Source organism: Salinivibrio sp. ML323, assembly GCF_001995745.1.
Classification (GTDB): Bacteria; Pseudomonadota; Gammaproteobacteria; order Enterobacterales; family Vibrionaceae; genus Salinivibrio; species Salinivibrio kushneri.
On sequence record NZ_MUES01000002.1, the window covers coordinates 232,282 to 258,226 of the forward strand.

General features: G+C 50.8%; 19 protein-coding genes and 1 tRNA gene. 9 read left to right on the forward strand and 11 right to left on the reverse strand.

Going from position 1 to position 25,945, the window contains the following annotated elements; all coding sequences use genetic code 11:
• Positions 1-109 precede the first annotated feature (109 nt).
• The 3 genes from BZG13_RS02685 to BZG13_RS02695 all read left to right on the forward strand — a co-directional run bounded on the left by BZG13_RS02685 (position 110) and on the right by BZG13_RS02695 (position 4,885).
• Positions 110-2,122 (forward strand): NADPH-dependent 2,4-dienoyl-CoA reductase, encoded by a 2,013-nt coding sequence (locus BZG13_RS02685; protein ID WP_069362020.1) that lies wholly within the window; start codon positions 110-112, stop codon positions 2,120-2,122.
• Between the two features lie 95 nt (positions 2,123-2,217).
• Positions 2,218-2,766: an NAD(P)H nitroreductase gene (locus tag BZG13_RS02690; protein ID WP_077484777.1), complete on the forward strand. Its 549-nt coding sequence runs from the start codon at positions 2,218-2,220 to the stop codon at positions 2,764-2,766.
• Positions 2,767-2,881: 115 nt separating this feature from the next.
• Entirely contained in the window at positions 2,882-4,885 is a 2,004-nt protein-coding gene (locus BZG13_RS02695) for a DNA topoisomerase III (protein WP_077484779.1), read from the forward strand.
• Positions 4,886-4,973: 88 nt separating this feature from the next.
• On the opposite strand, the gene BZG13_RS02700 is transcribed toward BZG13_RS02695, so the two are convergent.
• Complete coding sequence (locus BZG13_RS02700; RefSeq protein ID WP_077484781.1) at positions 4,974-5,732, reverse strand: sulfite exporter TauE/SafE family protein; 759 nt, start codon at positions 5,730-5,732, stop codon at positions 4,974-4,976.
• Between the two features lie 222 nt (positions 5,733-5,954).
• On the opposite strand from BZG13_RS02700, the gene BZG13_RS02705 reads away from it, so the two are divergent.
• Positions 5,955-8,900, forward strand: a complete 2,946-nt coding sequence (locus BZG13_RS02705; protein ID WP_077484783.1) for a bifunctional diguanylate cyclase/phosphodiesterase — start codon at positions 5,955-5,957, stop codon at positions 8,898-8,900.
• A 169-nt stretch (positions 8,901-9,069) separates the two neighbouring features.
• Complete coding sequence (locus tag BZG13_RS02710; protein ID WP_077484785.1) at positions 9,070-11,136, forward strand: alpha-amylase; 2,067 nt, start codon at positions 9,070-9,072, stop codon at positions 11,134-11,136.
• Between the two features lie 60 nt (positions 11,137-11,196).
• Here BZG13_RS02710 and BZG13_RS02715 read toward each other — a convergent pair.
• From BZG13_RS02715 to BZG13_RS02725, 3 genes are all read right to left on the reverse strand, one after another.
• A tRNA-Pro gene (locus BZG13_RS02715) sits at positions 11,197-11,273 on the reverse strand.
• Positions 11,274-11,408: 135 nt separating this feature from the next.
• Positions 11,409-13,286, reverse strand: coding sequence for a DUF3413 domain-containing protein (locus BZG13_RS02720; protein WP_077484787.1), 1,878 nt, complete (start codon positions 13,284-13,286; stop codon positions 11,409-11,411).
• 42 nt (positions 13,287-13,328) lie between these two features.
• On the reverse strand, positions 13,329-13,547 hold the full coding sequence (locus BZG13_RS02725) for a YejL family protein (RefSeq protein ID WP_069362013.1): 219 nt from the start codon (positions 13,545-13,547) through the stop codon (positions 13,329-13,331).
• A 77-nt stretch (positions 13,548-13,624) separates the two neighbouring features.
• Between BZG13_RS02725 and yejK the strand changes: the two genes are divergently transcribed.
• Positions 13,625-14,644, forward strand: coding sequence for a nucleoid-associated protein YejK (yejK, locus tag BZG13_RS02730; protein WP_077484789.1), 1,020 nt, complete (start codon positions 13,625-13,627; stop codon positions 14,642-14,644).
• Positions 14,645-14,772: 128 nt separating this feature from the next.
• Here the strand turns inward: yejK and nhaC are convergent, their stop codons facing one another.
• A complete protein-coding gene (gene nhaC, locus BZG13_RS02735; RefSeq protein ID WP_077456260.1) occupies positions 14,773-16,212 on the reverse strand; it encodes a Na+/H+ antiporter NhaC in 1,440 nt (479 codons plus the stop codon).
• Between the two features lie 535 nt (positions 16,213-16,747).
• Here nhaC and asd point away from each other — a divergent pair.
• Positions 16,748-17,869, forward strand: coding sequence for an aspartate-semialdehyde dehydrogenase (asd, locus tag BZG13_RS02740; protein ID WP_077484907.1), 1,122 nt, complete (start codon positions 16,748-16,750; stop codon positions 17,867-17,869).
• 148 nt (positions 17,870-18,017) lie between these two features.
• Here the strand turns inward: asd and sodB are convergent, their stop codons facing one another.
• The gene (gene sodB / locus BZG13_RS02745; protein WP_069362010.1) at positions 18,018-18,602 is read right to left on the reverse strand and encodes a superoxide dismutase [Fe]; all 585 of its coding nucleotides are present in this window, start codon (positions 18,600-18,602) and stop codon (positions 18,018-18,020) included.
• 282 nt (positions 18,603-18,884) lie between these two features.
• Between sodB and grxD the strand changes: the two genes are divergently transcribed.
• Entirely contained in the window at positions 18,885-19,223 is a 339-nt protein-coding gene (gene grxD, locus BZG13_RS02750) for a Grx4 family monothiol glutaredoxin (protein ID WP_077484791.1), read from the forward strand.
• A 105-nt stretch (positions 19,224-19,328) separates the two neighbouring features.
• Here grxD and BZG13_RS02755 read toward each other — a convergent pair whose 3' ends face one another.
• The 3 genes from BZG13_RS02755 to rnt form a co-directional block, all read right to left on the reverse strand.
• On the reverse strand, positions 19,329-20,651 hold the full coding sequence (locus BZG13_RS02755) for a Na+/H+ antiporter family protein (protein WP_077484793.1): 1,323 nt from the start codon (positions 20,649-20,651) through the stop codon (positions 19,329-19,331).
• A 496-nt stretch (positions 20,652-21,147) separates the two neighbouring features.
• On the reverse strand, positions 21,148-22,431 hold the full coding sequence (locus tag BZG13_RS02760) for a porin (RefSeq protein WP_077484795.1): 1,284 nt from the start codon (positions 22,429-22,431) through the stop codon (positions 21,148-21,150).
• Positions 22,432-22,931: 500 nt separating this feature from the next.
• Positions 22,932-23,600, reverse strand: coding sequence for a ribonuclease T (gene rnt, locus BZG13_RS02765; protein WP_077484797.1), 669 nt, complete (start codon positions 23,598-23,600; stop codon positions 22,932-22,934).
• 209 nt (positions 23,601-23,809) lie between these two features.
• Between rnt and motY the strand changes: the two genes are divergently transcribed.
• A complete protein-coding gene (motY, locus tag BZG13_RS02770) occupies positions 23,810-24,712 on the forward strand; it encodes a flagellar protein MotY (protein ID WP_077484799.1) in 903 nt (300 codons plus the stop codon).
• Between the two features lie 115 nt (positions 24,713-24,827).
• Here motY and gloA read toward each other — a convergent pair whose 3' ends face one another.
• On the reverse strand, positions 24,828-25,244 hold the full coding sequence (gloA, locus tag BZG13_RS02775) for a lactoylglutathione lyase (protein WP_046075308.1): 417 nt from the start codon (positions 25,242-25,244) through the stop codon (positions 24,828-24,830).
• Between the two features lie 44 nt (positions 25,245-25,288).
• Entirely contained in the window at positions 25,289-25,930 is a 642-nt protein-coding gene (gene nth, locus BZG13_RS02780) for an endonuclease III (RefSeq protein ID WP_046075309.1), read from the reverse strand.
• Between the last annotated feature and the right edge of the window lie 15 nt (positions 25,931-25,945).

Genomic DNA, 25,945 nt, shown 5'->3' on the forward strand with positions numbered 1-25,945 from the left:
AGATCATAAATCGCGATACCATGTTGCTAACTTGTAAACGAATGTTTGAAATCACGTGTCTGTCAGCGCTATAGTCTGGTCAGACCACAAAACAATAAGTGAGCAAGCAATGGAACAGCACCCTTATCCCCACATGCTAGCCCCCCTCGATCTTGGGTTTACCACCCTAAAAAATCGCGTGCTAATGGGCTCTATGCATACTGGGCTTGAAGAAGCAAACGATGGTTTTAAAAAGCTAGCCGCCTTCTACGCCGAGCGTGCGAAAGGCGATGTAGGGTTGATTGTGACGGGTGGCTTCTCGCCCAATTTTCGCGGTCGCTTGACGCCATTTAGCGCCCAGTTCAGCTCTGGACGCGCGGCACGTGCACATCGTGCCATCACGGAAGCGGTTCATGCTCATGGCGGGAAAATAGCGCTTCAGCTTTTGCATGCGGGACGTTATGCCTTTCATCCGTTCGCGCAAAGTGCATCAGCCATTCGCGCCCCCATCAGTAAATTTACTCCGTTTGAAATGAGTGAGCGGGCGATTTGGCGCACCATTAAAGCGTTTGGGCGTAGTGCCGCGCTTGCCCGCGAAGCGGGCTATGATGGCGTTGAGATCATGGGCTCGGAAGGTTACCTCATTAACCAATTTTTCTGTCACCGCGCCAACCGCCGTTACGACCAGTGGGGCGGAACGGTTGAAAATCGCATGCGCTTTGCCGTTGAAGTGATGCGCGCGGTGCGTCAGGCCGCTGGCGACGACTTTATCGTGATATTCCGCTTATCGATGCTGGATTTGGTTGAGCAAGGCAATACCTTCGAGGATGTGGTTGCCTTAGCGAAGGGCCTTGAACAAGCGGGCGTGACCATTATCAACACGGGGATCGGTTGGCATGAAGCGCGCGTGCCCACCATTGCCACCCAGGTACCACGAGGTGCGTTTAGCTGGGTGACGGAAAAATTAAAAGGTGAAGTGTCGGTGCCCTTGGTGACCTGTAACCGCATCAATACGCCTGAGGTCGCTGAATCGATTTTGGCCAGCGGGCAGGCGGATATGGTGTCGATGGCGCGACCCTTTTTGGCCGACGCTGAGTTTGTCGCCAAGGCCAAGGCGGGGCAGCCGGATGATATTAATACCTGTATTGCTTGTAACCAAGCCTGTCTTGATCACGTATTTAAAGGAAAACGGGCAAGTTGCTTGGTGAACCCGAAAGCCTGTTACGAAACCGAACTGATCGCCACACCGGTCCGGCAAGTGAAACAGGTGGCGGTGATTGGGGGTGGCATGGCAGGGATTAGCTGTGCCACCGAGGCGGCCGAACGCGGCCACGATGTGACCTTGTTCGAAAAGTCGGATCGTCTAGGCGGGCAATTCAATTTGGCGATGGCCATTCCAGGAAAAGAAGAGTTTAAAGAAACCATTCGCTATTACCTCCGGAGGTTGGAAAAAGCGGGAGTGACGGTCAAACTCAATCAAACAGTGGATGTGGATACATTAAGTGCCTTTGATGACGTTGTGGTGGCGACAGGCGTCAAACCGCGCCGCCCTGCGATTGAAGGGATCGAGCATCCAAAGGTGATTGACTACCAAACCTTTATTCGTGACAACCCGGCCTTGGGTAGCCATGTCGCGATTATCGGCGCGGGAGGCATTGGAGTGGATGTTGCCACCATGATCACCGAGCCCAAGGATCAAAGCTTGGATGATTGGCTCAAAGAGTGGGGCATCGATAAAACCATTAGCCACGAAGGCGGCTTGTATCCTGGCCATGATACCCATAGCGATAAGCAGGTTTGGGTATTACAGCGCCGAGAAGGCCGAGTTGGCAAAGGGCCGGGCAAAACCACTGGCTGGATCCATCGTAAAACCTTGCAAAAACGGGGCGTGAATCTTGTGGGGGGGGTGACCTATCACAAAATTGATGATGAGGGACTACATGTGAGTATCAAAGACGAGGCGCACTTGATTCCTGCCACTCAGATCATCTTGTGTGCCGGGCAAGAGTCGGTTAATCAGCTTGCAGAGCAGTTGAAACAAGCTAATCTGTCCTATCACTTAATTGGTGGGGCAGAGCATGCGGGCGAGCTGGATGCGAAGCGTGCGATTCGCCAAGGGATTGAAACGGCGTTGGCGCTCTAAATCCATACACTTTGCACGATTTTATCCGTTCTAGGCTGTGTTAACCTGTGATCACCGAGTTATACATGGCCGTTTAACGGTAAAAAGGATGAATCATGGACGCACTTGAATTGCTCTTACAGCGCCGCTCGATACCGCGTCTCGCCGCGCCCGCACCGAGCGGTGACGTGCTTGAAAACATTATTCAAGCAGGGCTGCGCGCCCCTGATCATGGCGCGTTGACGCCGTGGCAATTTGTGATCTGCGAAGGTGAGGGGCTCACCCGGCTTTCCACTATTCTTGCCGACGCCGCACAAACCAATGGCGCGGATGAGGCGGCGATTGAAAAAGCGCGTAATGCCCCGCTTCGAGCGCCTATGGTGGTGGCAGTGATTGCCCGCACGCGTCCGCACGATAAGGTTCCTACCATTGAGCAACATATTTCGGCGGGATGTGCCACACAAGCGATGCAAATGGCGGCTGTCGCGCAGGGCTTTCAAGGGTTTTGGCGCACTGGCGCGTTTGCTTATCATCCTGCTGTGCGCGAAGCGCTGTCGGTAGAAGGTGACGATCAGATTGTCGGCTTTTTATACTTGGGGACGCCTGATTGCGCCCCAGCTAATGCTCCTAAGCGTGATACCAGTAAGTTTGTGACCTACCTGTAAACTAGGATAAATCGCGTTTACCTCGAAAAAACCTGTGCATATGTACAGGTTTTTTATTGCGCCCTGATCGGCCTTTGCATACCATGCGCTCAGCGACGGTTAAAAAGGCTTTGTCATGGCACGATTGTTTATAGCGGAAAAACCCAGTCTCGGACGCGCGATTGCGGCGGGACTGCCTAAACCGCACAAAAATCACAAAGGGTACATCGAGACCGCTCAAGGCGATGTAGTGACCTGGTGTATCGGCCATTTGTTAGAGCAGGTTGAGCCGGATGCGTATGACAGCCGCTATAAAAAGTGGGATCTGGCTGATCTGCCGATTGTGCCTGAAAAATGGCAGCTCCGTCCTCGTCAAGCCGCCGCGGCGCAACTGGCTGTCGTCAAAAAACTGATCAAACAGTTTGATCAACTGGTGCACGCGGGTGATCCCGATCGAGAGGGACAGTTGTTGGTTGATGAAGTGATTGACTACGCCAAGGTCAGTGCCAACAAAAAAGCTAACATTAAGCGCCTTTTAATCAGTGATTTAAACCTTTCTGCGGTGAAGAAAGCCCTCGCGCACCTGCAAGATAACAAAGCCTACATGCCACTGTCCGTATCGGCTTTAGCGCGTTCACGCGCCGACTGGTTGTATGGAATGAATCTGTCTCGTGCCTATACCTTGTTAGGGAAACAGGCCGGCTACCAAGGCGTGTTATCGGTCGGACGTGTGCAAACGCCAGTGTTAGGACTGGTGGTGCGCCGTGATCAGGCGATAGACAGTTTTGTACCTCACCCGTTTTTTCAACTGGATGCGATCATTGCTCATCCAGAGGGAGAGATACGGGCACGTTGGCAGCCCAGTGAAGCGTGCGCAAAGTGGCAAGATGAACAGGGACGCGTCCTGTCTCGTCCCTTGGCAGAGAACGTCGCACAACGCATCGCAGGACAAACCGCGACCGTCACTGAAGCGGAGCGTCAGCAACGTAAACAGGCCGCGCCGTTGCCGTACAACTTGTCGGCACTACAAATTGACGCTTCAAAGCGGTTTGGTTTTAGTGCGCAAAAAGCACTGGATGTGTGCCAGCAGCTTTACGAACGCCACAAACTGATCACTTATCCGCGCTCAGACTGTCGCTATTTGCCCAAAGGCCACTTCGCCGAGGCGAATAAGATACTCGGTGCCATTAAGCAAGGCTGTGAGACGCTTAGCCAAGCATGTGAGGGGGCTGATACCAAGCGCAAAGGGAAGGCATGGAACGACAGTAAAGTAGGCGCTCATCATGCGATTATCCCCACAGCGAAAGTCGCGCCGACAAGCTTGTCAGCCGATGAAGCAAAGATTTATCAGCTCATCGCGCGCCAATACGTGATGCAGTTTTATCCGGCCGCTGAATACGCAGAAGGGAAGCTCATCTTTGATATCGCAGGTGGGTGTTTTATTGCCAAAGGGAAGGTGCTGACGTTGGCCGGCTGGCGTGCTTTGTTGCCGACAAATAACACCGCAGACAGCGACGCGGCCCCCTTGCCGCTAATGGAGAAAGGCGATCAAGGACGCTGTGAACGCGGTGAGATTAAAGATTGCATGACAGAGCCGCCGGCGGCGTTTACGGAATCCACGCTGTTGCAGGCGATGACAGGCATTGGTCGCTATGTACAAAACAAAGCGCTGAAAGAGATATTGCGCGAGACCGACGGCTTAGGCACTGAAGCCACCCGTGCCGGTATTATTGAGTTATTGGTGAAACGTGGCTTATTAACGCGGCAAGGAAAGACGTTGCACGCTAGCGCCAGTGGTAAAGGGCTTATCGCGGCGCTGCCAGACAGTGCCACCTATCCGGATATGACCGCCGATTGGGAGCGGCAACTGCAAGATATGGCGGATCGTCAGTGTGCGTATCACCCTTTTATGCAAGAATTAACGGCACAAGTGACAGGCTTAATTGAAACCGTAAAAACATCGCCCCCACCGGCCTCGTTAAGCGATTTGCCAGCCGCCCCCACTAAATCGTTCGCGCGTAAAGGGCGGCGCACGTCCGGCTACCGAAAACGGACAGCGAAATCAAAGCCGGCGGCTAATACAAAGTCAACGGCGAAATCAGCGCGCGCCACGAAAGCGAGACGCAAAGCCGCAAAATAATGTTGTTGGAGCGGTACGCCATATTACCACCAGTATGGCGACAGCTTGCATGTGAAGCATGTGGCGAGCAAACGTACAAGGTGACCTGTTAGAACGCATAAGCGGCAATACAGCCAACCAGTGTCATCACAAACAGGAAGCCTTTAAGCACCTTGGGGTTGGCGGAAATGGCAAAGCGAACGGCCACTCGTGCGCCCAACATGGTGCCAATGGCTAAAATCAGCCCTGGTACCCAGCGCACCAGATCATCGGCAATAAACACCACTAAAGATAAGCTGGTGAAGGCGAGCGTACAGGCCAGCTTGAGCGCATTGCCACGCACTAGGTCATAGTGCAGTGTACCGCACAGGGCTGCCAGTAGTACAAATCCTACCCCGGCTTGCACGAAGCCGCCATAGAAGCCTGCCAGCAAGAGACCCAACCAAGCCATGGGGGTATCTTTAACGCGCTTCGTTGGTGTTCCCTCTGGAGGGCCAAAGGTCGCGGGTTTGATCAGCATTACTAGCGTCATGGTCAGCAAAGTGCCAAGCAACAAGGGTTTCACCCAGCTTGCCGGTAGCCAAGCGGCAGCTAATGCGCCGCAAAGGCCACCGAGTAAATTGGGGACTAAAACAGGGATAATATCTTGGGTATCCAGTTTATTGTGCTGGCGAAAGCCCGCCATGCCGGAAGTACACTGTAACCACACTGCCACGCGATTGGTGGCATTGGCGACATCAGCCGGCATGCCCATCACCATTAACGCAGGTAAGGTCAAGTTCGAGCCACCGCCCGCCAATGTATTAATGATCCCCGCGATCAGTCCTAAGCTGACCAGTAGCAGACCATACTCGAGGGTCATTGCCATGCACACTCCTTGTTTTGCATCGCTGCGTTGGTGTGGTTACCTTGAGTGAAAGGGGTAACCGCTTGATAGAAAAGCCCCATCAAGCATACTGTTTATGCGCAATGTTGTGAAACCTAATAGTAATACTGGCGAATCTGTTCACGCCCTTTATAATCACGTCCTACACCCGAAGTTTGGTTATTTTCGCCCTATTAGTCCTGCGAAATAAGGTTATATCACGTCATGCAGCAAGCTGTTCCATCCGCGCTTGATAAAGTTGCGCGCCGCTCCGCGCGAGTGGGGTTTGTTTATAATGTGCTTATTTCCATCATGGTCTTTGCTTTCTCTGTGGTCTCGGTGGAGTTTTGGCTTTACCAGCAAGCGCATGACCAAGAGGTGAAAGAAGTGCAACGTGCGCTGCTGGCCTATCGCTCTCGTATTGAGCTGAAAGTGACACAGAATTTGGATTTAAGCCACGGGCTTGCCACCTACATCAGCCTTAATCCGGATTTGGACCAAAAGGATTTTTCCCGCTTTGCCGGCCAGCTTAGAGATAAAACGCCCCATATTCTTAATTTTGGCGCGGCGCGAAACTGGGTGATCAGTCACGTTTATCCCAATACACTCGAGGACTCGGTATTGGGCGCTGATTATCGTGATCTTCCCGAGCAACTAGAGAGTGTTCGTGCCGCCTATGGCTCGAGGCAGCCGGTCATCTCTGGCCCTGTTGAGCTTATACAAAGCGGGACGGCGTTGATTGCCAGGCAGTCAATCGTTAACCAAAACACCGGTCTGCCTTGGGGGGTGTTATCCACGGTGTTAGATATTGATGGTTTGTTCTCCGCCAGTTTTAAGCAAGGCGAAAACTATCCTGTCCGCGCGGTATTACAAGAAAAACGCGAATCAGAATCAGTATTCACGACGGTTTATGGTGACACCTCAGTACTGAGCCAGTCGCCCGAGACGGTTACGGTCAATTTGCCGTCGGGGGATTGGCGTTTATTGGGCGTACCGCAATCGGGGTGGAAAGGGTTGCATCCTCACCCCACGGTCTGGGTTGTGGGTACAATTATTTTACTTTTTTGGCTGGGTGGCCTGTATGGCCGTTACAATGCGGGGCGCAGTTTTGCCCAATCGATCGGGCGTGTGGTGGATGATAGCTACCGCTTTAGAAGCATTTTTAAACGTCACGATGCGGTGATGATGCTCCTCGATGCGAAAACGGGCGATATTCTTGATGCCAATGACAGTGCGCAGCAGTTCTATGGCTATGACCATGCTGCTCTAACGTCGATGCAGATCAGTGATATCAATACCCAAACCGATAGTGTCCTCAGAGAAAGCCTCTCGCAGGCACAACAGCGCGCGAAAAATTGTTTTATCTTCTCACATCGGCTTAAAAGTGGTGAGGTGCGGCAAGTGGAAGTTCATTCTTCACCGATCACCATTGGTCATGCCAAGCTGCTTTTTTCTGTGATTCATGATGTGTCAGAACGTCTTGAAGTAGAGAGAAAGCTGATGCTGAATGCAAAAATTTTCGAGCAGTCCAGTGAAGGGGTGCTGATTACCGATGCGACGGGAAGGATCGTGACGGTAAATGGTGGCTTTAGTGCGATTACCGGGTATCAAGAGGAAGAGGTGCTTGGTGCCACGCCGGCCATTTTGAACTCTGGACGTCATGACAAATCGTTTTTCGCTGAAATGTGGCAGCAAATTGTCGACCACGGACGGTGGAAAGGCGAAATCTGGAATCGACGCAAAGATGGCGTAGTGTACCCCCAGCTACTCTCTATCAGCGTGGTAAAAGATGAGGCTGATAATGTGGTTAATTATATTGGGGTGTTCTCGGATATCACCAAGCTTAAAGATTCAGAGAAAAAACTGATTGATTTAGCCCATTATGATTCGTTAACCGAGCTGCCGAATCGTCTGTTGTTAACGTCCCGCGTTCGTCAAGCGATGAATATGCAGTCCGTTCAGCGCAATCAGATCGCTTTGATGTTTCTGGATCTCGACCAATTTAAGTTCGTCAATGACAGCCATGGCCACGCGGTGGGCGATGAGTTGTTGAAGTTGGTGAGTGATCGCTTACATGGCTTGCTTGAGGAAGGCGACACCTTGGCACGTTTGGGGGGCGATGAGTTTGTCATTCTTCGTTTGATTCACACTGATGACACCGCGTGTATTCGCTTGTCAGAAGATGTGATCCATGCCATGAACCGTTTGTTTGTCCTCGATGGCGGCATTGATGCACAAATTGGGGTAAGCATAGGTATTGCGCAATACCCAGACGATACGTCAAGTACCGAAGAGCTCCTTACGTTCGCCGATTCAGCCATGTATCACGCCAAAAAGTCGGGCCGCAATACCTATGCGTTCTATGATGATGCGTTAACCATTAATGCCAACCATAAGCTACGTTTAGCGGTGGAGTTACGCCAATGTGTACAAAACAATGAACTGGCGCTTTATTATCAGCCACAAGTGGATCTGGTGACGGGGCAAATCATTGGTGTCGAGGCGTTACTGCGCTGGCATCATCCCGAACGTGGCTTGCTGTCTCCTATTCATTTTATCGAGGTCGCGGAAGAGCGCTCAATCATTCATGATATTACCCGGTGGGTGGTGGAAACCGGTTGCCAGCAATTAAAAGCGTGGCATGATGCGGGTGCGCCGATCTCCATGGCCGTAAACATCTCTCCCCGTAACATTGCTGACGTCACTTTTGTCCAAGTAGTGGCTGAGGCATTAGATAAAACCGGCGCGGATCCGCGCTTTTTAGAGTTAGAGATCACAGAAAATACCTTGATCGAAAACCAAGCCAATGCGTTACGTGTTCTCGAACAGTTGCGTGAAAAGGGGGTTGGGATAGCGATCGATGATTTTGGTACCGGCTATTCGTCCATGGCGTACCTAAAACGTTATCCGATCTCGAAGCTAAAAATTGACCGTCACTTTATCAAAGATATTCAAAGCCAATCGCCAGACGAAGAAGAAGTCGCGATTGTTTCAGCAATGATAGCGATGGCGGATAGTCTCGGGATCGGCGTGGTGGCGGAAGGGATTGAAACGCTACATCAACAAGCCATACTGCATGAGCTTGGCTGCACCTTTGGGCAAGGTTATTTATATCGTCGTCCAGCCCCTGCTGCCGATATTGGCGAGCTTTTGGGTGTGGAGAATGATTGATGTTTCACCATGCTGTTGCTGATCAAACTGTTGCCGATTAAACAGAGCAATGACTGACTTGACTCATCCTTGGATGGTCATGGCTCACATTTTTAGGGCGCAGACGCAGGAATGATGTCAACCGCTTGCGGGTTTTTTATCCTATAAGAAAATCGCAAGGAGTACGATCATGACCCCTGTATTTACTTGGCAGCGGCTCGCTATCGCGATAGCCGCTTCGCTTTCAATGGCAGCCGCAGCCTCTCCTCATATCACGGTGACCACCTCAACCACACAAGCTGATAAACCACTTGATGTAGACGCACCAGCGGTCTTCGCATTGGGAAAGAACACGTACCAAATCACCGTGGATGGCGTTGAGGGGGACTGCCAAGCCGATACGCCAAACAAAGCCAAGTTTAATACGCCGATACCGCTTAAGTGCGACACGGCCAGCACCTTTGATCTCACCATTCGCTTTGCTGGTGACTATGGCTTTTATTATCAAGCGGATACGCGCACATTACGGGTAAAGCGTGAGCCAAAAAAGACGGCCTCCACCTTTAAACGGCCTTTGCCAGATGTGCAATGCCAGCAGTATCAAGGCGGGCCGGTTACTCTGCAACTGGGCAATAGCTTTGCCGAAGGTACCCAGCTAAAAGAAGCGCTCAGTGGCCAGGTGGTGCGTGTAAAGGATCACAGTGTCACGCTAACGCCGGCAGCGAACAGTGGTGGCTTGGTACTCTTAGCCCCGGTTGACGCGCCTTCTCCGACGTTTAGCTACCGGAATGCCAATATCTATTTTGTGATGGTGGACAGGTTTAACAATGGCGATCCGAGCAATGATCACAGTTATGGACGCCATCAAGATAACGCACAGAACATCGGCACCTTTCATGGCGGAGATCTGCAAGGGGTGATCGATAAACTGGATTATATCCAGTCGCTCGGCACAGATGTGATTTGGTTGTCGCCGATTGTCGAGCAAGTCCATGGCTTTGTTGGCGGTGGGAGCAAGGGCAGCTTTCCTTTTTATGCCTATCATGGCTACTGGTCACGTGACTTTACCCAAGTAGACAAAAACTTTGGTGATGACACCGTACTCAAAACCCTCGTGGATGAAGCGCACCAGCGCGGCCTAAAAGTCTTTCTTGACGCTGTGGTCAATCATCCAGGTTATGCCACGCTCGCGGACTTACAGCAAGATGGGATTAACGTCGTCAATGACGCTGAGTTGCCAGAAAAATGGCAAGATTGGCAGCCTGATAAGGGGCAAAGTTGGCATGACTTCCATCAGGCCATTGACTACAAGAGCACCCAATGGCACCAATGGTGGGGCAAAGACTGGGTGCGAGCTGGGTTACCTGGTTATGATCAGCCCGGCAGCAGTGATAAAACCCTGACACTGGCTGGGCTACCCGACTTAAAAACGGAATCCGATCAGCCAGTGACGCCACCGCAATGGTTGCTCAACAACCCAGGTACCCGCGTTGAAGCGCGCGATAACTATACCGTGAGTGATTACTTACTGGAATGGCAAACCCAATGGGTAGAGCGTTTCGGTATTGATGGCTTTCGGGTGGATACGGTCAAGCATGTTGATGGCGAAGTATGGCGAGCATTGAAATCGCAAGCCTCTGCGGCGTTAGAGACGTGGCGGCATCAGCATGGCAAAACGGGAGAGCCGTTTTGGATGATGGGAGAAGTATGGGGCCACCGTGCTTATCGCAGCCCTTATTTTGACCAAGGCTTTGATGCCTTGATTAATTTCGATTTGCAAAAGCAGATGGACAAGGGAGCGTATTGCCTCAGTGAAATGCAAGACACTTATCAAGCGTATGCTGACACCATGGCAAAAGAGGGCGATTTCATTCCGGTAAGCTATATGTCGTCCCATGATACTGAGCTTTTTTTCAGTCGCTTTAAAGACGCCAGCATGCAGCGTGGTGCCGCTAACGCACTCTTGCTGGCGCCCGGTGCGGTACAAGTGTTCTATGGTGATGAAGTCGGGCGTGACTTGGGCCCTTACGGAGACGATTTCCATCAAGGTACCCGTTCAGACATGATATGGCAGCGCAATGATATGCAAACAGATTTGCTAAACCATTGGCGTAAAGTAGGCCAGTTTAGGCAAGATCACCCGGCGATTGGGGCAGGTACGCACCAAGTCATCCCACAAGCGGGGGCCTATGTATTTTCTCGTCAACGTGGCGAAGATACCGTGGTTGCGGCATTTGTCGGGCGGCAAGCGAAGTAACCGCCTTTAATGCGCACACACGAAAAAGCCCACCGTTCGATGAACGGTGGGCTTAAATATTGGTCGGTCTGACTGGATTTGAACCAGCGACCCCTGACACCCCATGACAGTGCGCTACCAGACTGCGCTACAGACCGACTAAGCGCTATATTACGAATCGGCCTAGTGGGTGTCAATTGCCAAGGGGCATTGTTTTTCGGTTTTTCAACCGTTTGGCTATTAAAGCGTCAACCCACCGTCGCGATGTGACATTTTGCTCTGCCCCTTGCTCATCACGACGACGGCTCTTCGGGATAATAAAAGCGTTTCAGTTCATGCATCACTTGCATCAGTAGTGACAATTGCGGTTTCCCCTCTGGCAGCGGTGTATAGTGCTTATCAAACACCTTATAGTTGCCAAACTTATCCACCACGGTGGTTTTTTGCGGTTGTACTACCACGATATCTCGGCTATCGCCGGCGAGCACCCACTTGCGTGGACGGTTTTTAAGCTCGAACAAGTTGGTTCCACTGCTATACGTCTCCGCCGGAGAGCTGACCGATAGCAAGGATTCCATCAATGTGGGGGCCACATCTAGGTGGCTACTATAATGCGCAGTTTGCTCCGCATTTTGGTTGGGCCAATGCATAATCATGGGCACTTGTAACTGATATCGGCTGTAGTTTGAGTTTGAGCCCCAACTGTTGAGTCCGGTCTCGTTAAACTCCATCCCGTGATTGGCGGTGATCATCACCACGGTATTGTCCAATTGCCCTGACTGGCCTAGATGCTCAAGCAAGCGGCCAAGTTGGTCATCGACATAATGCGCGGCGTTGTTGTAGCTGTTTTTTAATACCAAGCTTGTCTGGGTATCGACCCCTGCCATGGCACTATCCAGTGCCGGTTGAAAAGGCTGTGGGTAGTCACCACCTTGCTCGTATTCATTCACGGTTGCTAATTCTAGGTAACCAAACCATGGCTTGTCGGTTTCGCGACTTCCCAGCCAGTTTTGCATCGTGCTGATGGCCTCGGCATCGGCTTGCCAAGCGGGTTTGTCCGATTGGCTATCGCGTTCAAGCGCTTGGCTGAAAATACTCTGATAATAAATGGGATTGGCAAAATGATCGCCACTAAACAACCCCAGTTGATAATCACGCTGTTTGAGTGTTTCTATCAGTACCGGACGCAGCCCCTCGGTACGGGCGCTTTGCGCATAACTGCCAGGCAAGCCGTAGAAAAAGCCAAACAACCCCGCCATGTCGTCATTGCTGCTGCTAAAGTGATTTTTAAACCACAGGTTTTGATTAGCAAACTGGTGGAGGTGAGGCATGGTGACTGGGTTTACCATGTCCGCACGCAGTCCCTCTACCATCACCATCAGTAAGTTTTTCTGATATTTGTTGGCATCCGGTGCAAAGGCAAGCGGCTGAAGGGGATACCGGATCACTTCGCTGGTTTCTTGTCCACGTTGTTCACGCAAACGTTGGTACTCTTGCCTGTCGAGCAAGCCGTACTTTTCCATAAAGGTTTTCGCGGTCATCGGATAGGAGACCGGGAAGGTAGAGCGCTGTGCGGTGACCGGGCTATATATGAAGGCGTCCGCCCAAATATGGATAAGATGGCTAGATATAAAGCAAAGCGCAAAGACGGTAGCCACGGGGATACCAATCCGTTTACGCGTCAGTTTACGCAGTTTGCGCCACACCCATTCGGCAATAATCAACTCTAAGATAAAAATAGCAGGCACAGCAATAAACAAGTATTGCCAATGCGCATTCATATCGGTTTTTTCGCCGCTTAACAGCAGCTCCCACACCAGCGGGTTAAGGTGAAGGTGCAGGGTTTGGTAAGCGTAAATATCGAGCAGCAGCACCATCATCCCAACAGTGGCAACCAGTACGGCAAACAGCCGCATTAACCGCTGAGAGGGAATGAGAAAACTGGCCGGGAAAATAATCAGAATATACAGCGCAAACACCAGAAAGCCAAAGTGTCCAACCCAGTTGAACACCAAGTAGCTTTGCCCTAATAGGGTTTCAGGCCATCCCGATTGGCTGATGTAGCGCGTGCCCAGCAACATAGCGGCAATGATGTTAAAAAAGCTAAACCAATGCCCCCAACTGATGAGCTGGGATACTTTGTCACGATACGATGTTCCGCTATCAACCATACAAATTTATTCTTCTCTTATTAGCGACTGCTGCTTTATGCATTATTGCTTATCGATAGATGCCATTAATGCCTGGGCAAACTTGTCGGCAAATGCCTGGCGTTGGGCGGCAGGGATATTGTGATTGAGGATGTTGGTGGCGACATTCCCGATCACCATCAGCGATAAATCTGTCGATGCATCGTGTTGCTCTAACACGTTGACAACATCGTTGATAATACGTTCCACTTGCTCGTCGTCATATTTTGAAGTTACAGGCATAAATTCGTCTTTTCTTCTTAAAACCAAAGCAGCGTATAATAACTCACACTTTAGTCTTACTGAAAATCTTTTCAATCATGACCCTCACGCTTTCTAACGTAATATTGCATCAAATCGTTAAGCAAGATGATGATTCGCTTAACGTTCACCTTCGAGACGGCCCGTTGCCGCTGACTGAGCAGACCGAAAACCTGATGGGAGACATTCATCGGGTTTATCATGCAAAAGCAGGCAAAGGGTTTGCTTTGTTTGACACCGAGAGTGACTTCCAGCAGTGGTTAAAGGCTTATCGTGCCGGTGAACTCGACTTTCAAGCCTTGTCCGAAAAAGCGGTGGAGCGCTTGCGTGCTGAACTAGCCAAATACCCTTTTGCTGATAACGGCACCCTAGTGATGGCGCACTATCGAGCGCTCGCGACGGATTATCTGTTTATCGGCGTGCTTGAGTCCAAGCACAGTTTACGCGTCACCGATGAATTGGAGGTAAATGCCACCGAGTATCTCGATGTGAGCAAGATGGATATCGCTGCGCGCATTGACTTATCGACGTGGGAGACGGACGCCGAGTCAAATCGTTACCTTTCCTTTATCAAAGGTCGCGTGGGGCGCAAAGTCGCTGATTTCTTCCTCGACTTTCTGCAAGCGGAAGTGGGAATGGATAGCAAGCAGCAAAACCAGGTGCTGATGCAAGCGGTAGAAGACTACTGCGACGATGCGCGCCTCGACAAGGAAGAAAAGAATAACTATCGCAAACAAGTTTTTGATTATTGCAATGATCAGCTTAAAGCGGGCGATGAAGTGGTGGTGAAAGAGCTGGCGGGCGAGTTGCCGACCACCCCCGAAGGCACTGACTTTTATCAGTATGCTAACCAGCAAGGGTATGAGCTTGAAGAGCAGTTCCCGGCTGACAGAACCACGATGCGAAAGCTCACCAAGTTTGTCGGGGCCGGTGGCGGTTTGTCGGTAAACTTTGATGCCATGCTGTTGGGGGAGCGTGTGTTTTATGATCCAGAGACAGATACGCTGACCATAAAAGGCACGCCGCCGAACTTGCGCGACCAGCTTCAGCGCCGCTTGTCGAGCCGAGATGACGACTAGCGTCTAAATCACTGACTTTGGTTGGGTCAGGTTTATCTTGATGATAAAAAGCGGGACACCTGTTGGTGTCCCGCTTGTTTCTTTACTTTGCCTCGTGCCGTGTTCGCAACAAAACCTTATCGGCGTTTTTATGCGCGATCGGGCTGAGCGTCTAGGGTCGCAGCGTCATCAGTCTGCACGGTTTGTGCTGGATCGACTTTATCAACAAACCAACCCATATAGCTGGTCACGATAGTCACAGCGATACAAACAAAGCTTAGCCACATAAACGGCGCATACGACAAGGTGGCGACCCCTAAGATGCTTGCCATATAAATGCCGTTGTCACTCCAAGGCACCATCCCGGATGTCAAGGTACCACCGAACTCGGCGTTACGTGACAAGTTCTTACGCTGATAACCCAAGCGGTCGTAGTTTTTCGCACAAATTTTGGGGGTCAGTATCAGTGACACGTACATCGCTGAGCCAAAAATGTTACCCATAAAGGCCGTGCCGATGGTGGAGGTGGCCAAGCTTCCAGCACTGTTGACGCGACGCTCAAAGAGGCTGGCGATAGTATGGAGGACGCCCACTTTTTCCAGTAACCCGCCAAAGCCGAGACCAAATACAATCACTGCCACAGACCCAAGCATCGACGACATGCCGCCACGATTGAGAATGGCATCAATGAAATCTACCCCTGATGCGACAGAGAAGGGGGCCCAAGCGGTGTTAATCGCCGAAACGGGAGCCATGTCTTGCAACATCACTGCCCACACCACACCCAGTAGTGAGCCAAAGCTGATCACTGGGAAGGATGGAAGGCGCATGGCGAGCAACGCGAGTACGATGAGCACAGGAATAAATGACATCGGAGTGATCACAAACTGATCCTGCATCGCCTGTTTCACCATTTCTACCTGGCTCATATCGACATTGCCAGCGTAGTGCCAGCCGACCAGGGTAAATAGAATGCCGGTAATGATGTAGCTAATAAGCGCAATCGGAAGCATCCCTTTAATATGCTCGACAATTTCCACGCCTGACATGGATGAAGCCAGGATCACCGAATCAGACAGCGGGGACATTTTGTCGCCGAAATAACAGCCAGAGAGCACTGCACCCGCGGTCATGGGCGCGGGGATCCCAAGGCCTTGGCCAATCCCCATCATCGCAATCCCCGCGGTACCCGCCGCGCCCCAAGAGGTTCCCGTCGCCAAAGCGGTTAACGAGCAAATCAACATGGTCGCTAAAAGGAAGATAGAAGGATGGATAGCTTTCAGACCATAGTAAATAATAGTGGGGACAATGCCGCCGGCAATCCAGGTACCCACGAGTGCGCCCACGGAAAGGAGAATTAACACCGCGCCAAGGCCGTTGGAAATGCCTTTGGTCGCTGCCGACTCAAGATCTTTGTATTGATGGCCTAATTTGAGTCCCAAACCCATGATCACAAACCAGCCAATAAACAGTGCCAGCTGGATAGGTAAATCGAGTTTTGCGGTAAACGAAAACGCGAGCGCCAAAAATGCACCCAGCGCTAGGATGACCTGAACGATGGATGGTAATCGAATTTGATGTGTTGTCATAACTGAACCTTCTTCACGTCGCACTCGGTGACAACCGATAGGGCGAACGTATCAATATCATTATCGGAAGGTGGATCGTCTGTGATTGCGCGACTACTCCCTGCGCGATTTGGCGATGCAACTAGCAACAACCAAACTCACATCACTGTCCGTGTGTCAGTATCCTTTGTTCCATTTGTGAGGCGTCATACTCTAGCTAACAGAACAATGAGATGGGAAACATTTTTGTCGCTTATGTGAGTCAAACGCGAGCTGAGTTAATTGTCATTGTTATATGTTGTTTCCTTGTGGTTTTAAGGTTAATTATCTGTTTTATATTGATGATTTTTATGTGTCTTGAGGCGGTGTTTGTCGGCGTATGTACGTTAAACCAAGTAAGGGTTCAGTGACGGAATGTTTAAAAAATGGTGGATAATTGAGCAGAAAAAGGGGCTAACCTGACGACTGAGAAAAGACGTGTTAGTATCAAAAACGTTTTTTCACTGACTGTCGAACTTTATACGACGGTCACACAACATGGAGTGTGAAAATTATGATGCGAGTAGGTTTAGTTGGCTGGCGCGGCATGGTGGGATCGGTGCTGATGCAGCGTATGGTAGAAGAAAAAGATTTCGACCATATCGAACCTGTCTTTTTTAGTACCTCTCAAGTGGGTATCGACGCACCGAACTACGGTAAAGATGCGGGCACCTTAAAAGATGCTTACGACATTGAGATGCTAAAAACCCTCGATGCTATTATCACCTGCCAAGGCGGAGACTACACCAATGATGTTTACGCAAAGCTGCGTGAATCAGGTTGGAAAGGCTATTGGATTGATGCGGCGTCATCACTACGAATGGCAGATGATAGTATCATCACTTTGGATCCGGTTAACTTCAAACAAATCCAAGCGGGTATTCATCAAGGCACGCGTACCTTTGTGGGGGGTAACTGTACCGTCAGTTTAATGCTGATGGGCTTGGGCGGCTTGTACCAAAACGGGTTGGTCGAGTGGATGACTGCCCAGACGTATCAAGCTGCGTCTGGCTCAGGCGCCAAGCATATGCGCGAATTGATCAGCCAAATGGGTGTGATCAACGATGCCGTTAATACCGATTTGGCCAGTCCTGCTACCTCTGTTCTGGATATTGACCGCAAAGTCGCGCAAACCCTACGCTCGGGTAATTTCCCAAGTGACAACTTTGGCGTGCCACTTGCCGGCTCACTGATCCCTTGGATTGATGTGAAGCGCGACAATGGTCAAAGCAAAGAAGAGTGGAAAGCTTCGGTGGAGACTAACAAGATCTTAGGGCTAGACCACAATCCGATCCCTATCGACGGTACGTGTGTTCGTGTCGGGGCGATGCGTTGTCACAGTCAGGCACTGACCATTAAGCTGAAAAAAGCGGTGCCAATGGATGAAATTGAAGACATGATTGCATCACATAACGACTGGGTCAGTGTGGTGCCTAATGAGCGCGATGTGACCATGACGGATCTGAGTCCGGCTAAAGTGACAGGCACCATGTCTGTGCCGGTGGGCCGTTTACGTAAACTGGCAATGGGTGACGATTTCCTCAATGCCTTTACCGTGGGTGACCAGCTGCTGTGGGGCGCGGCAGAGCCTCTGCGTCGTACATTGCGTATTGTCTTGTCGGAAAAAGCGCAAGACTAATCACTGAGCGATAACCATCGCAAGCCGTCAACGACGTTGGCGGCTTTTTTATGTCCGGTTTTCTTCATGGTTAGCCAAGCGTTTCAAGCGCGCATAAAAAAGGAGGCGATAGACGCCTCCTTAGCTTCAAGCTTTTTCGTAAGCTGACTTAGCCTGCGAAGTTTTTCGCCACGAAGTCCCAGTTAACCAGCTTCCAGAAGGCAGCCAGATAGTCTGGACGCACGTTGCGATAATCGATGTAGTAAGCGTGCTCCCAAACGTCCACAGTCAGTAGTGGTGTTTCACCGTCGTGAGTCAGTGGGGTTTCAGCGTTTGAGGTGTTGACGATCGCTACTGAACCATCAGCTTTCTTCACCAGCCACGTCCAGCCAGAGCCGAAGTTGGTGACTGCTGCGTTGGTGAATTGAGTTTTAAACTCGTCAAAAGAGCCAAAGGCTTTCGTGATTGCGTCTGCAACGTCACCAGTAGGCTCGCCGCCACCGTTAGGGCTTAGGCAGTGCCAGTAGAAGGTGTGGTTCCACACTTGCGCGGCATTGTTGAATACGCCGCCTGAAGAGTTTTTGATGATCTCTTCGAGTGACTTACCTTCAAAATCAGTCCCTTCAATCAGACCATTAAGCTTCACAACATAGGTGTTGTGGTGCTTGTCGTAGTGATAGTCCAAGGTTTCTTTTGAGATATGTGGTTCTAGTGCATCTTTTGCGAAAGGGAGTTCTGGTAGTTGGAATGACATTGCTTATATCTCCGTTTTTATCGTGAGAGTGCTTCCTGTAGTCCATCACCGGCGCTCATGTGTGTTGTTGGCCATGAATGCTCACGCGAACAACTCAGCACCTAAGCATCGGGTGTGGCTACTATTTTCGTTTTGCTCAGTGTAGTTTAGCAAGTTTTTACTTTATTAAAAGGATCGCAGTAAAATTTTTATGCCTAATCCCACAAAAGATTTAGGCATTTTTTTCCGGCTTGTTAACCAGTAGAATCAAGACAAGATTCACAGACAGTGTTCGAGGAAGCAATGGAAACAACGGACAAAATCAAGCAGCAAATCGAAGAAAATGCGATTCTGCTTTACATGAAAGGGTCGCCAAAACTGCCAAGCTGTGGTTTTTCGTCACAAGCCTCTCAAGCGCTTATGTCGTGCGGTGAAAAGTTTGCATACGTGGATGTATTACAAAACCCAGATATCCGCGCAGAGCTGCCTGTATATGCGCAGTGGCCAACCTTCCCACAACTTTGGATTGAAGGTGAATTGGTCGGCGGTTGTGACATCATTTTGGAAATGTTCCAAAAAGGTGAGCTACAGCCACTGGTCAAAGAAGCGGCCGAGCGCCGTGATGTGAGCGAAAACGAATAGCGCGGTTACTGATGTGACAGGCCTAGAAAAAGCCACGTCTTGGACGTGGCTTTTTGTCTTCATCGGTGCGTGAAATTGCGCGTTACGTTTGTTGGGCGCCCCCGCTTAGAGCACCATGGCCGCGAGCCAGCCAAACGCAATTAATGGCAAATTGTAATGAATAAAGGTGGGGACGACCGTATCCCAAATGTGTTCGTGCTGACCGTCGGCATTCAGCCCGGACGTGGGGCCCAAGGTGGAGTCTGACGCCGGCGAGCCTGCGTCGCCCAACGCGGCTGCCGTGCCTACCAACGCAATTGTTGCCATCGGTGAAAAACCAAATGCCAGTGAGAGGGGCACGTAAATCGTCGCGATAATGGGAATGGTCGAGAAGGAGGAGCCAATCCCCATGGTGACCAGTAGACCCACCACCAACATTAGAAAAGCCGCTAGTGGCTTATTCTCACCAATGGGGCCAGACAGGGACGCGACCAAGGATTCGACACCCCCTGTCGCTTTCATGACGGCGGCAAAGCCCGCGGCAGTGATCATGATAAAGCCAATCATCGCCATCATGTGCACCCCTTTGGTAAACACGTCTTGGGTGTCTTTCCAGCGGATCACGCCACCAAAGGTAAACACCATAAAACCAGCCAGCGAGCCCACAATCATTGAGCCGGCCATTAGCTGAACACTTAGCGCGGCAACAATGGCAATGGCGGCGACCCACAAGTTGCGCGACTGAATGCCCTGGTTTTCCGGCTCAGCGCTGAGTACGTCTTTTTCACTGTATTGGCGAGGCTGACGGTAGCTGATAAAGGTGGCGATCAGCAGGCCAACGACCATACCCGCCGCAGGCAATAACATCGCGGTAGGGACTTGGCTTGCGACTACATCGAGACCATTGTCATTGAGATTTTTGAGCAAAATGTTGTTCAAAAAGATGCCGCCAAAACCGACCGGTAACACCATATACGGCATGATTAAGCCAAAGGTGAGTACACAGGCGACCAATCGACGGTCGAGCTTTAAGCGTTGGAACACATGCAATAGAGGGGGGATCACAATGGGAATAAAGGCAATGTGGACCGGGATTGCGTTTTGCGACGAAATCGCTAACAGGCCTAATAGGACTAAAACAACGTATTTAAAGGTGGCGGTATTGGCATCGGTGGGACGCGCGTTTAACTTGCGGATCACCGAGTGCGCAAGCACATCCGTGATACCTGAGCGGCTAATGGCGACGGCAAAGGTGCCGAGCATCGCATAGCTCAGGGCAATGGTGGCGCCGCCACCCAGTCCGCCCTCAAAGGCACTAATGGTGTCGGAAATACTAAGACCACCGACCAAGCCACCAAGGACGGCGCTGAACGTGAGCGCGACAACGACATTTACACGCATAAGCGCCAATGCCAGCATGACGCAGACTGAAATGACTACCGGGTTCATTAAACATTCCTGTTATGGGTGTGGTGACTGCAGCTTCACTGCAGGGATTATCTATGGTTTTGTAATTAAGCTACCCAGTTTGCGCAAAATTTTGTCCTTGTCGAGGGGTAATCGGTTTTTTTTGGTTACTTTCTTTCATGCTTGTCAGCGTTGCTGCAATTCGCGACCAGTAAAGTAGGCAAAAAGGGACGGCTGCAAATGCTAGTGGTGTGAAAAGCACTGGTGTGGGGGAAAGCAATTGCGGGTGTGGCCATACGAGGCGATCCTGTTCGATAGCGACCCAGTGCCGCTAAGCAGACCCTCCGCGCCAAGGACGGCGCGGCGGCGCCCCCAGGGATGGGTTCACGGCATGTCTGTGTGCGGGGCTTGGTCGCGTTGTTCCATCATCGCAGCCAGCCATCGCTTACCCCTGCAGTTATCACTCGCATCAGCGATTCGACCAAAAAAAGCCGGCCTATGTAGGCCGGCTCGTTGGGCTTAGGTTAAGCAGTCGGGATTAGAACAAGTAGTTCAGCTGCAAACCATAGATGTACGCGTCGCCACCGGCACTAAAATCGGTCGCCGTTGCGGCTTTACCAGATTGCAACTCTTCATTACCACCGACTTGTTCACCATCGAGGAAGGCAAAGCCGGCATCGATAGAGAGGTTGTCATTGGCAGTATAGGTGGCACCCAAGCTCCACCAGTGACGGTCTGAATCAGGAATGCTTAACGTGCGCTTTTCCGCCGATACTGGGCTTTCATCGTATGCATAACCAGCACGGAACGCCCAGTGCTCATCCATGGTATAGGTGGCACCTAGCGCATAACGCCAGCTGTTATCCCAGCCTTCGTCTTTTTGGAAGCACTCGCCAGCTACACCGTTATTAGTACATTCGGAGCCGGTTGCTTTAAGTTCTTCAAAGCGATCCCAGCCGGTATACATGGCGCTGTAATGGACGGCGAATTGTTGGTTTAACTGATGGAAGCCCGAGAACTCAATGATTTCAGGTAGGTTAAGCTCCAGTTCACCATCGACCTTTTTTTTCTTGGATGATAACCCCTGATAATCACCGTCAAGCGTTATGTCGGTTTGTGAGCGATAGGTGAGACCAAAACGGTTATTGTCATCCAATTCCCAGAGGGTACCGATGTTCCAGCCAAAGCCCCAGCCATCGCCAGTCAGCTTAGCTGTCTGATCTGTAGCGCTGTCTAATGCCGAAACAGCAGCAAATAAGGGACCGGATTGTCGTTTAAGCTCTGCGTCTGCATATATGGCGCTGATACCCGCACCGATACTCCACTGATCATTAAGCTTGTAGGCAATATTAGGGTTGAAGTTCATGGTCACCAGTTCAGTTGATCCCGCAATAGAACCCGCGTAAAAGTCTTTTGGGTAATCGGTTGACAAGCCAAAATTAGAAAAGGCAGAGAAGCCCACCGCTAATTTGTCATCAATCGGCTGAATAATATGAATATTAGGCACATATTCAGTAGGGGCTATATCTTTTGCACTCTTACTGGTTGTGCCTTGGGGTAAGGCTCCTGGAGTAACATCCGCATGCACATCGGGGTCAATAATCGTCAAGCCGCCCGAGAACGCGGTGGTGTTAAAACGGGTTAGGGCAGCGGCGTTGCGTGCACCCACTGCGGCATTGTCTGCGATAGCGGCTTCACCGGCAAAAGCACGCCCCAAACCGGATACCGAGGTTTCTGATACTTGAAAGCCGGCGCTGTGTGCTTGCACGGCTAACAAAGATAAACTGGTTGCCACTAGCGATTTCTTAAATAGTGATGACATAACGCGCCTCACTCCTTTGTTAATTAGCTTCTTGTTCTTTGGGGCCGCCGCTTCAGTGCCCATCTTACGTGGGCGTGAGAAGTGGTCGGATGTTCTACAGGTTCAATAGTGGCACCAATTTCACGTTTGTTAAAGGTTGGTTTCAAAACGGGTAACACGGTATTTCACCTGGTTAGGCTGACATTGTTTCTATCGGTTGTTTTAAGTAAAAACTCTATTTGAGTAATAACTATGTTCAGCCCCTATTTAACGTGATTTTTACATTTTTATTTTGTCGCTCACTCCTTATGTGCCTGTTTAATAGTGGTTAGTCTGATAACGAAATAAAGACCAAAATAAGATCACAAAAATGTGACCGCAAACAAGTTGTTAACAAGTCTAAGCAGAACTTTTTGTGGTTTGTGAATACGTTTGGCGTCAATTAACCAGGGTCGGTCGCAACGCAAAGGTTGCGTTGTTGCCGACCTGGCTGCGCGCATGTGATCTTTACATCAGCGTGATTAGGTAGAGGGGGACGCTGTGCTCTCCGAGGTGGAGGGAAGCGGCCAACCGCCTAAACGTTTCCAACGATTGACGATTTCACAGAATAGCTCAGCGGTGCGCTCGGTATCATAGAGCGCACTATGCGCCTCTTTATTATCGAACGGGATCTGCGCCGCTTGGCAGGCTTTCGCCAATACCGTTTGCCCGAGCGCCAGTCCACTCAGGGCGGCGGTATCAAAGGTGGCGAAAGGGTGGAACGGGTTACGCTTGAGCTTTGCACGCTCGGCGGCGGCCATTACAAAGCTATGATCGAAATTGGCATTGTGGGCGACCATAATGGTGCGTTGGCACTCTACCGCTTTTTGCTCTTTACGGATCAGCTTAAAGATTTCCCGCAAGGCCTCGCCCTCATCAACCGCGCCACGTAGTGGGCTATAAGGGTCACGGATGCCAGTGAACTCTAGAGCGGCGGGCTCTAGGTTGGCACCTTCAAAAGGGGTGACATGAAAGTGCAGCTTTTTGTCTGGCATTAGCCACCCCTGCTCATCCATTTTTAGGGTCACGGCACATATTTCTAGCAGTGCATCGGTTTGGGCATTGAAGCCGGCTGTCTCAACGTCGACAACGACAGGGAAATAACCACGGAATCGGGCTTTGAGACTGTTTGGATCACTTGCTTGGCTCATGCTGATGTCACTTTACTAACAATAAGAAAAGCGTGATTATCGCAAATAGTGGCGTTAAGCTAAAGTCGGCGTGTCACGCGTCGATAACTTTATAATCATTTGTTTGTGTCTTAGTCATGTTTCGGTCACTGTCCTAGCGGTGACGTACGCAACCTTGCAAGCAGTAAACTGTGCGTGAAGACAGAATCACGCGACGTACGGAGTCTGTAATGGCGTTTTGTCCTGTTGATTTAATAAAATGGCGCTTTGTGGTGGTGTTGTCATGTGTTGGTCTGCTTCTGCCCAACCAAGCGTCTGCCAACAAGCAGTACGTGGCATCCTTGGGGGAGTCAAACTGGACAGTGACGATTGATACGCCAATCGAGTGTCGGCTAGAGCATGACGTGCCAGGGTACGGGCAGGCCTCGTTTACGTCGCGGGCGAGCAAAGACATGAATCTCGATTTCTCACTCGATATGCAGCGGCCCATGGGAGAGACCGCGCCGGTGTCGCTGCTTTCCATGCCCGCTGACTGGATGCCCGGGGAGCCGGCACGTTATATGGACCAGCTCAAATTTTTCAAGCAATTCAATGGTTATGTGGGCGGTCAAACGGCTTGGGCGATGCTGAGTGAGTTAGAGGCAGGTCGATTTCCGACATTTAGCTTTAAAGATTGGCGGCGTCAGCGGCAGCAGATAGATGTGGCGCTATCGGCGGTGGCATTTGGCTCGCCATATAATGAATTCAGCCGATGTCTGAATAAGCTGTTGCCTTATGCGTTTGAGGATATTTCTTTTACGGTGTTGCGCTACCAAGAAAATAGCGATGAGTTGACCAAAGCCAGCCGCCAGCGACTCACGCAGATAGCCGAGTTTGTTCGTTACAGCGACGATATCGATTTGGTGTTAGTGGCGACCTATTCAGATGCACGAGGCACCCGTGAAGCCAACCAGCAAATGTCGGAGCGGCGGGCGAAGAAATTGCGCGACTACTTCACCTCGCTGGGCTTGCCAGAAGATAGAATTACCGTTGAGGCTTATGGCGAACGTCGCCCGATTGCCGACAACGATAACCCGATTGGACGCAGCAAAAACCGCCGTGTGGTGATTTCGTTAGGAAGAACTTTGTTGTAGACGACGGCCACAGAGGTTATCTCAGACAGCGTTTGTCCCCCGATAACACAAAGACAGCACAAAAAAGCCCGGCATCTCGTGCGCCGGGCTTTTCATTTTGACCTGTCTTGCTGTGTTAGCCGTTCAGGCCCGCAGAGGCACTTTTGTTCTGGATCAGCTCGAGCTTGTAACCATCAGGGTCAGTCACGAAGGCGATTTCAGTACTACCGCCTTTGACTGGGCCTGGCTCACGGGTGATGTTGCCACCTGCTTGGCGGATTTGATCGCAAGTTGCGTAAACATCATCGACCCCAATGGCGATATGGCCAAAGGCGTTACCGTGATCGTACTCGCTTTCACCCCAGTTATAGGTCAGCTCAATCACGGCACCTTCTGATTCGTCGCTATAGCCGACAAACGCGAGGCTATATTTATACTGCTCATTTTCATTGGTGCGTAACAAACGCATTCCCATCACTTCGGTGTAAAACTTGATAGCACGGTCCAGATCACCGACGCGGATCATGGTGTGTAGAATTCTGCCGTTTGACATGACGTTGCTCCTTTTTTGCTTGCCAGTGCTCGCCCTCGATGGCGTTAGCTATCTGGATAAACTTTTTCTTTGTACTCACATAAATCTTCAATGATGCAACTGCCACAGCGAGGTTTTCGTGCCAGGCAGGTGTAGCGTCCATGCAGAATTAGCCAGTGGTGCACATCGACCTTAAATTCTTTCGGCACCACCTTGATCAGTTTTTCTTCTACGTCATTGACGTTTTTACCCATCGCGAACTTGGTACGATTGGACACGCGAAAAATGTGGGTATCGACAGCGATGGTGGGCCAACCAAACGCGGTGTTGAGTACCACATTAGCGGTTTTGCGTCCCACGCCGGGCAGGGCTTCTAGCGCCTCTCTACTTTCTGGTACCTCGCCATGGTGTTGTTCAATCAAGGCGCGGCAAGTTTTAATCACGTTCTCGGCTTTGGAATTAAACAGGCCAATATTTTTGATATAGGACTTCACCCCATCCACGCCCAATGCCAGTAGCCCTTCGGGCGTATTGGCCACCGGGTAGAGTTTATCGGTGGCTTTATTGACACTCACATCGGTTGCTTGCGCAGACAGTAACACCGCGATTAGCAACTCGAAAGGGGTTGACCAATTGAGTTCCGTTTGCGGGTTTGGGTTGTTATCGCGCAGGCGTTCCAGAATTTGCCGTCGTTTTTCTTTATTCATTTATCCTATCCTGTC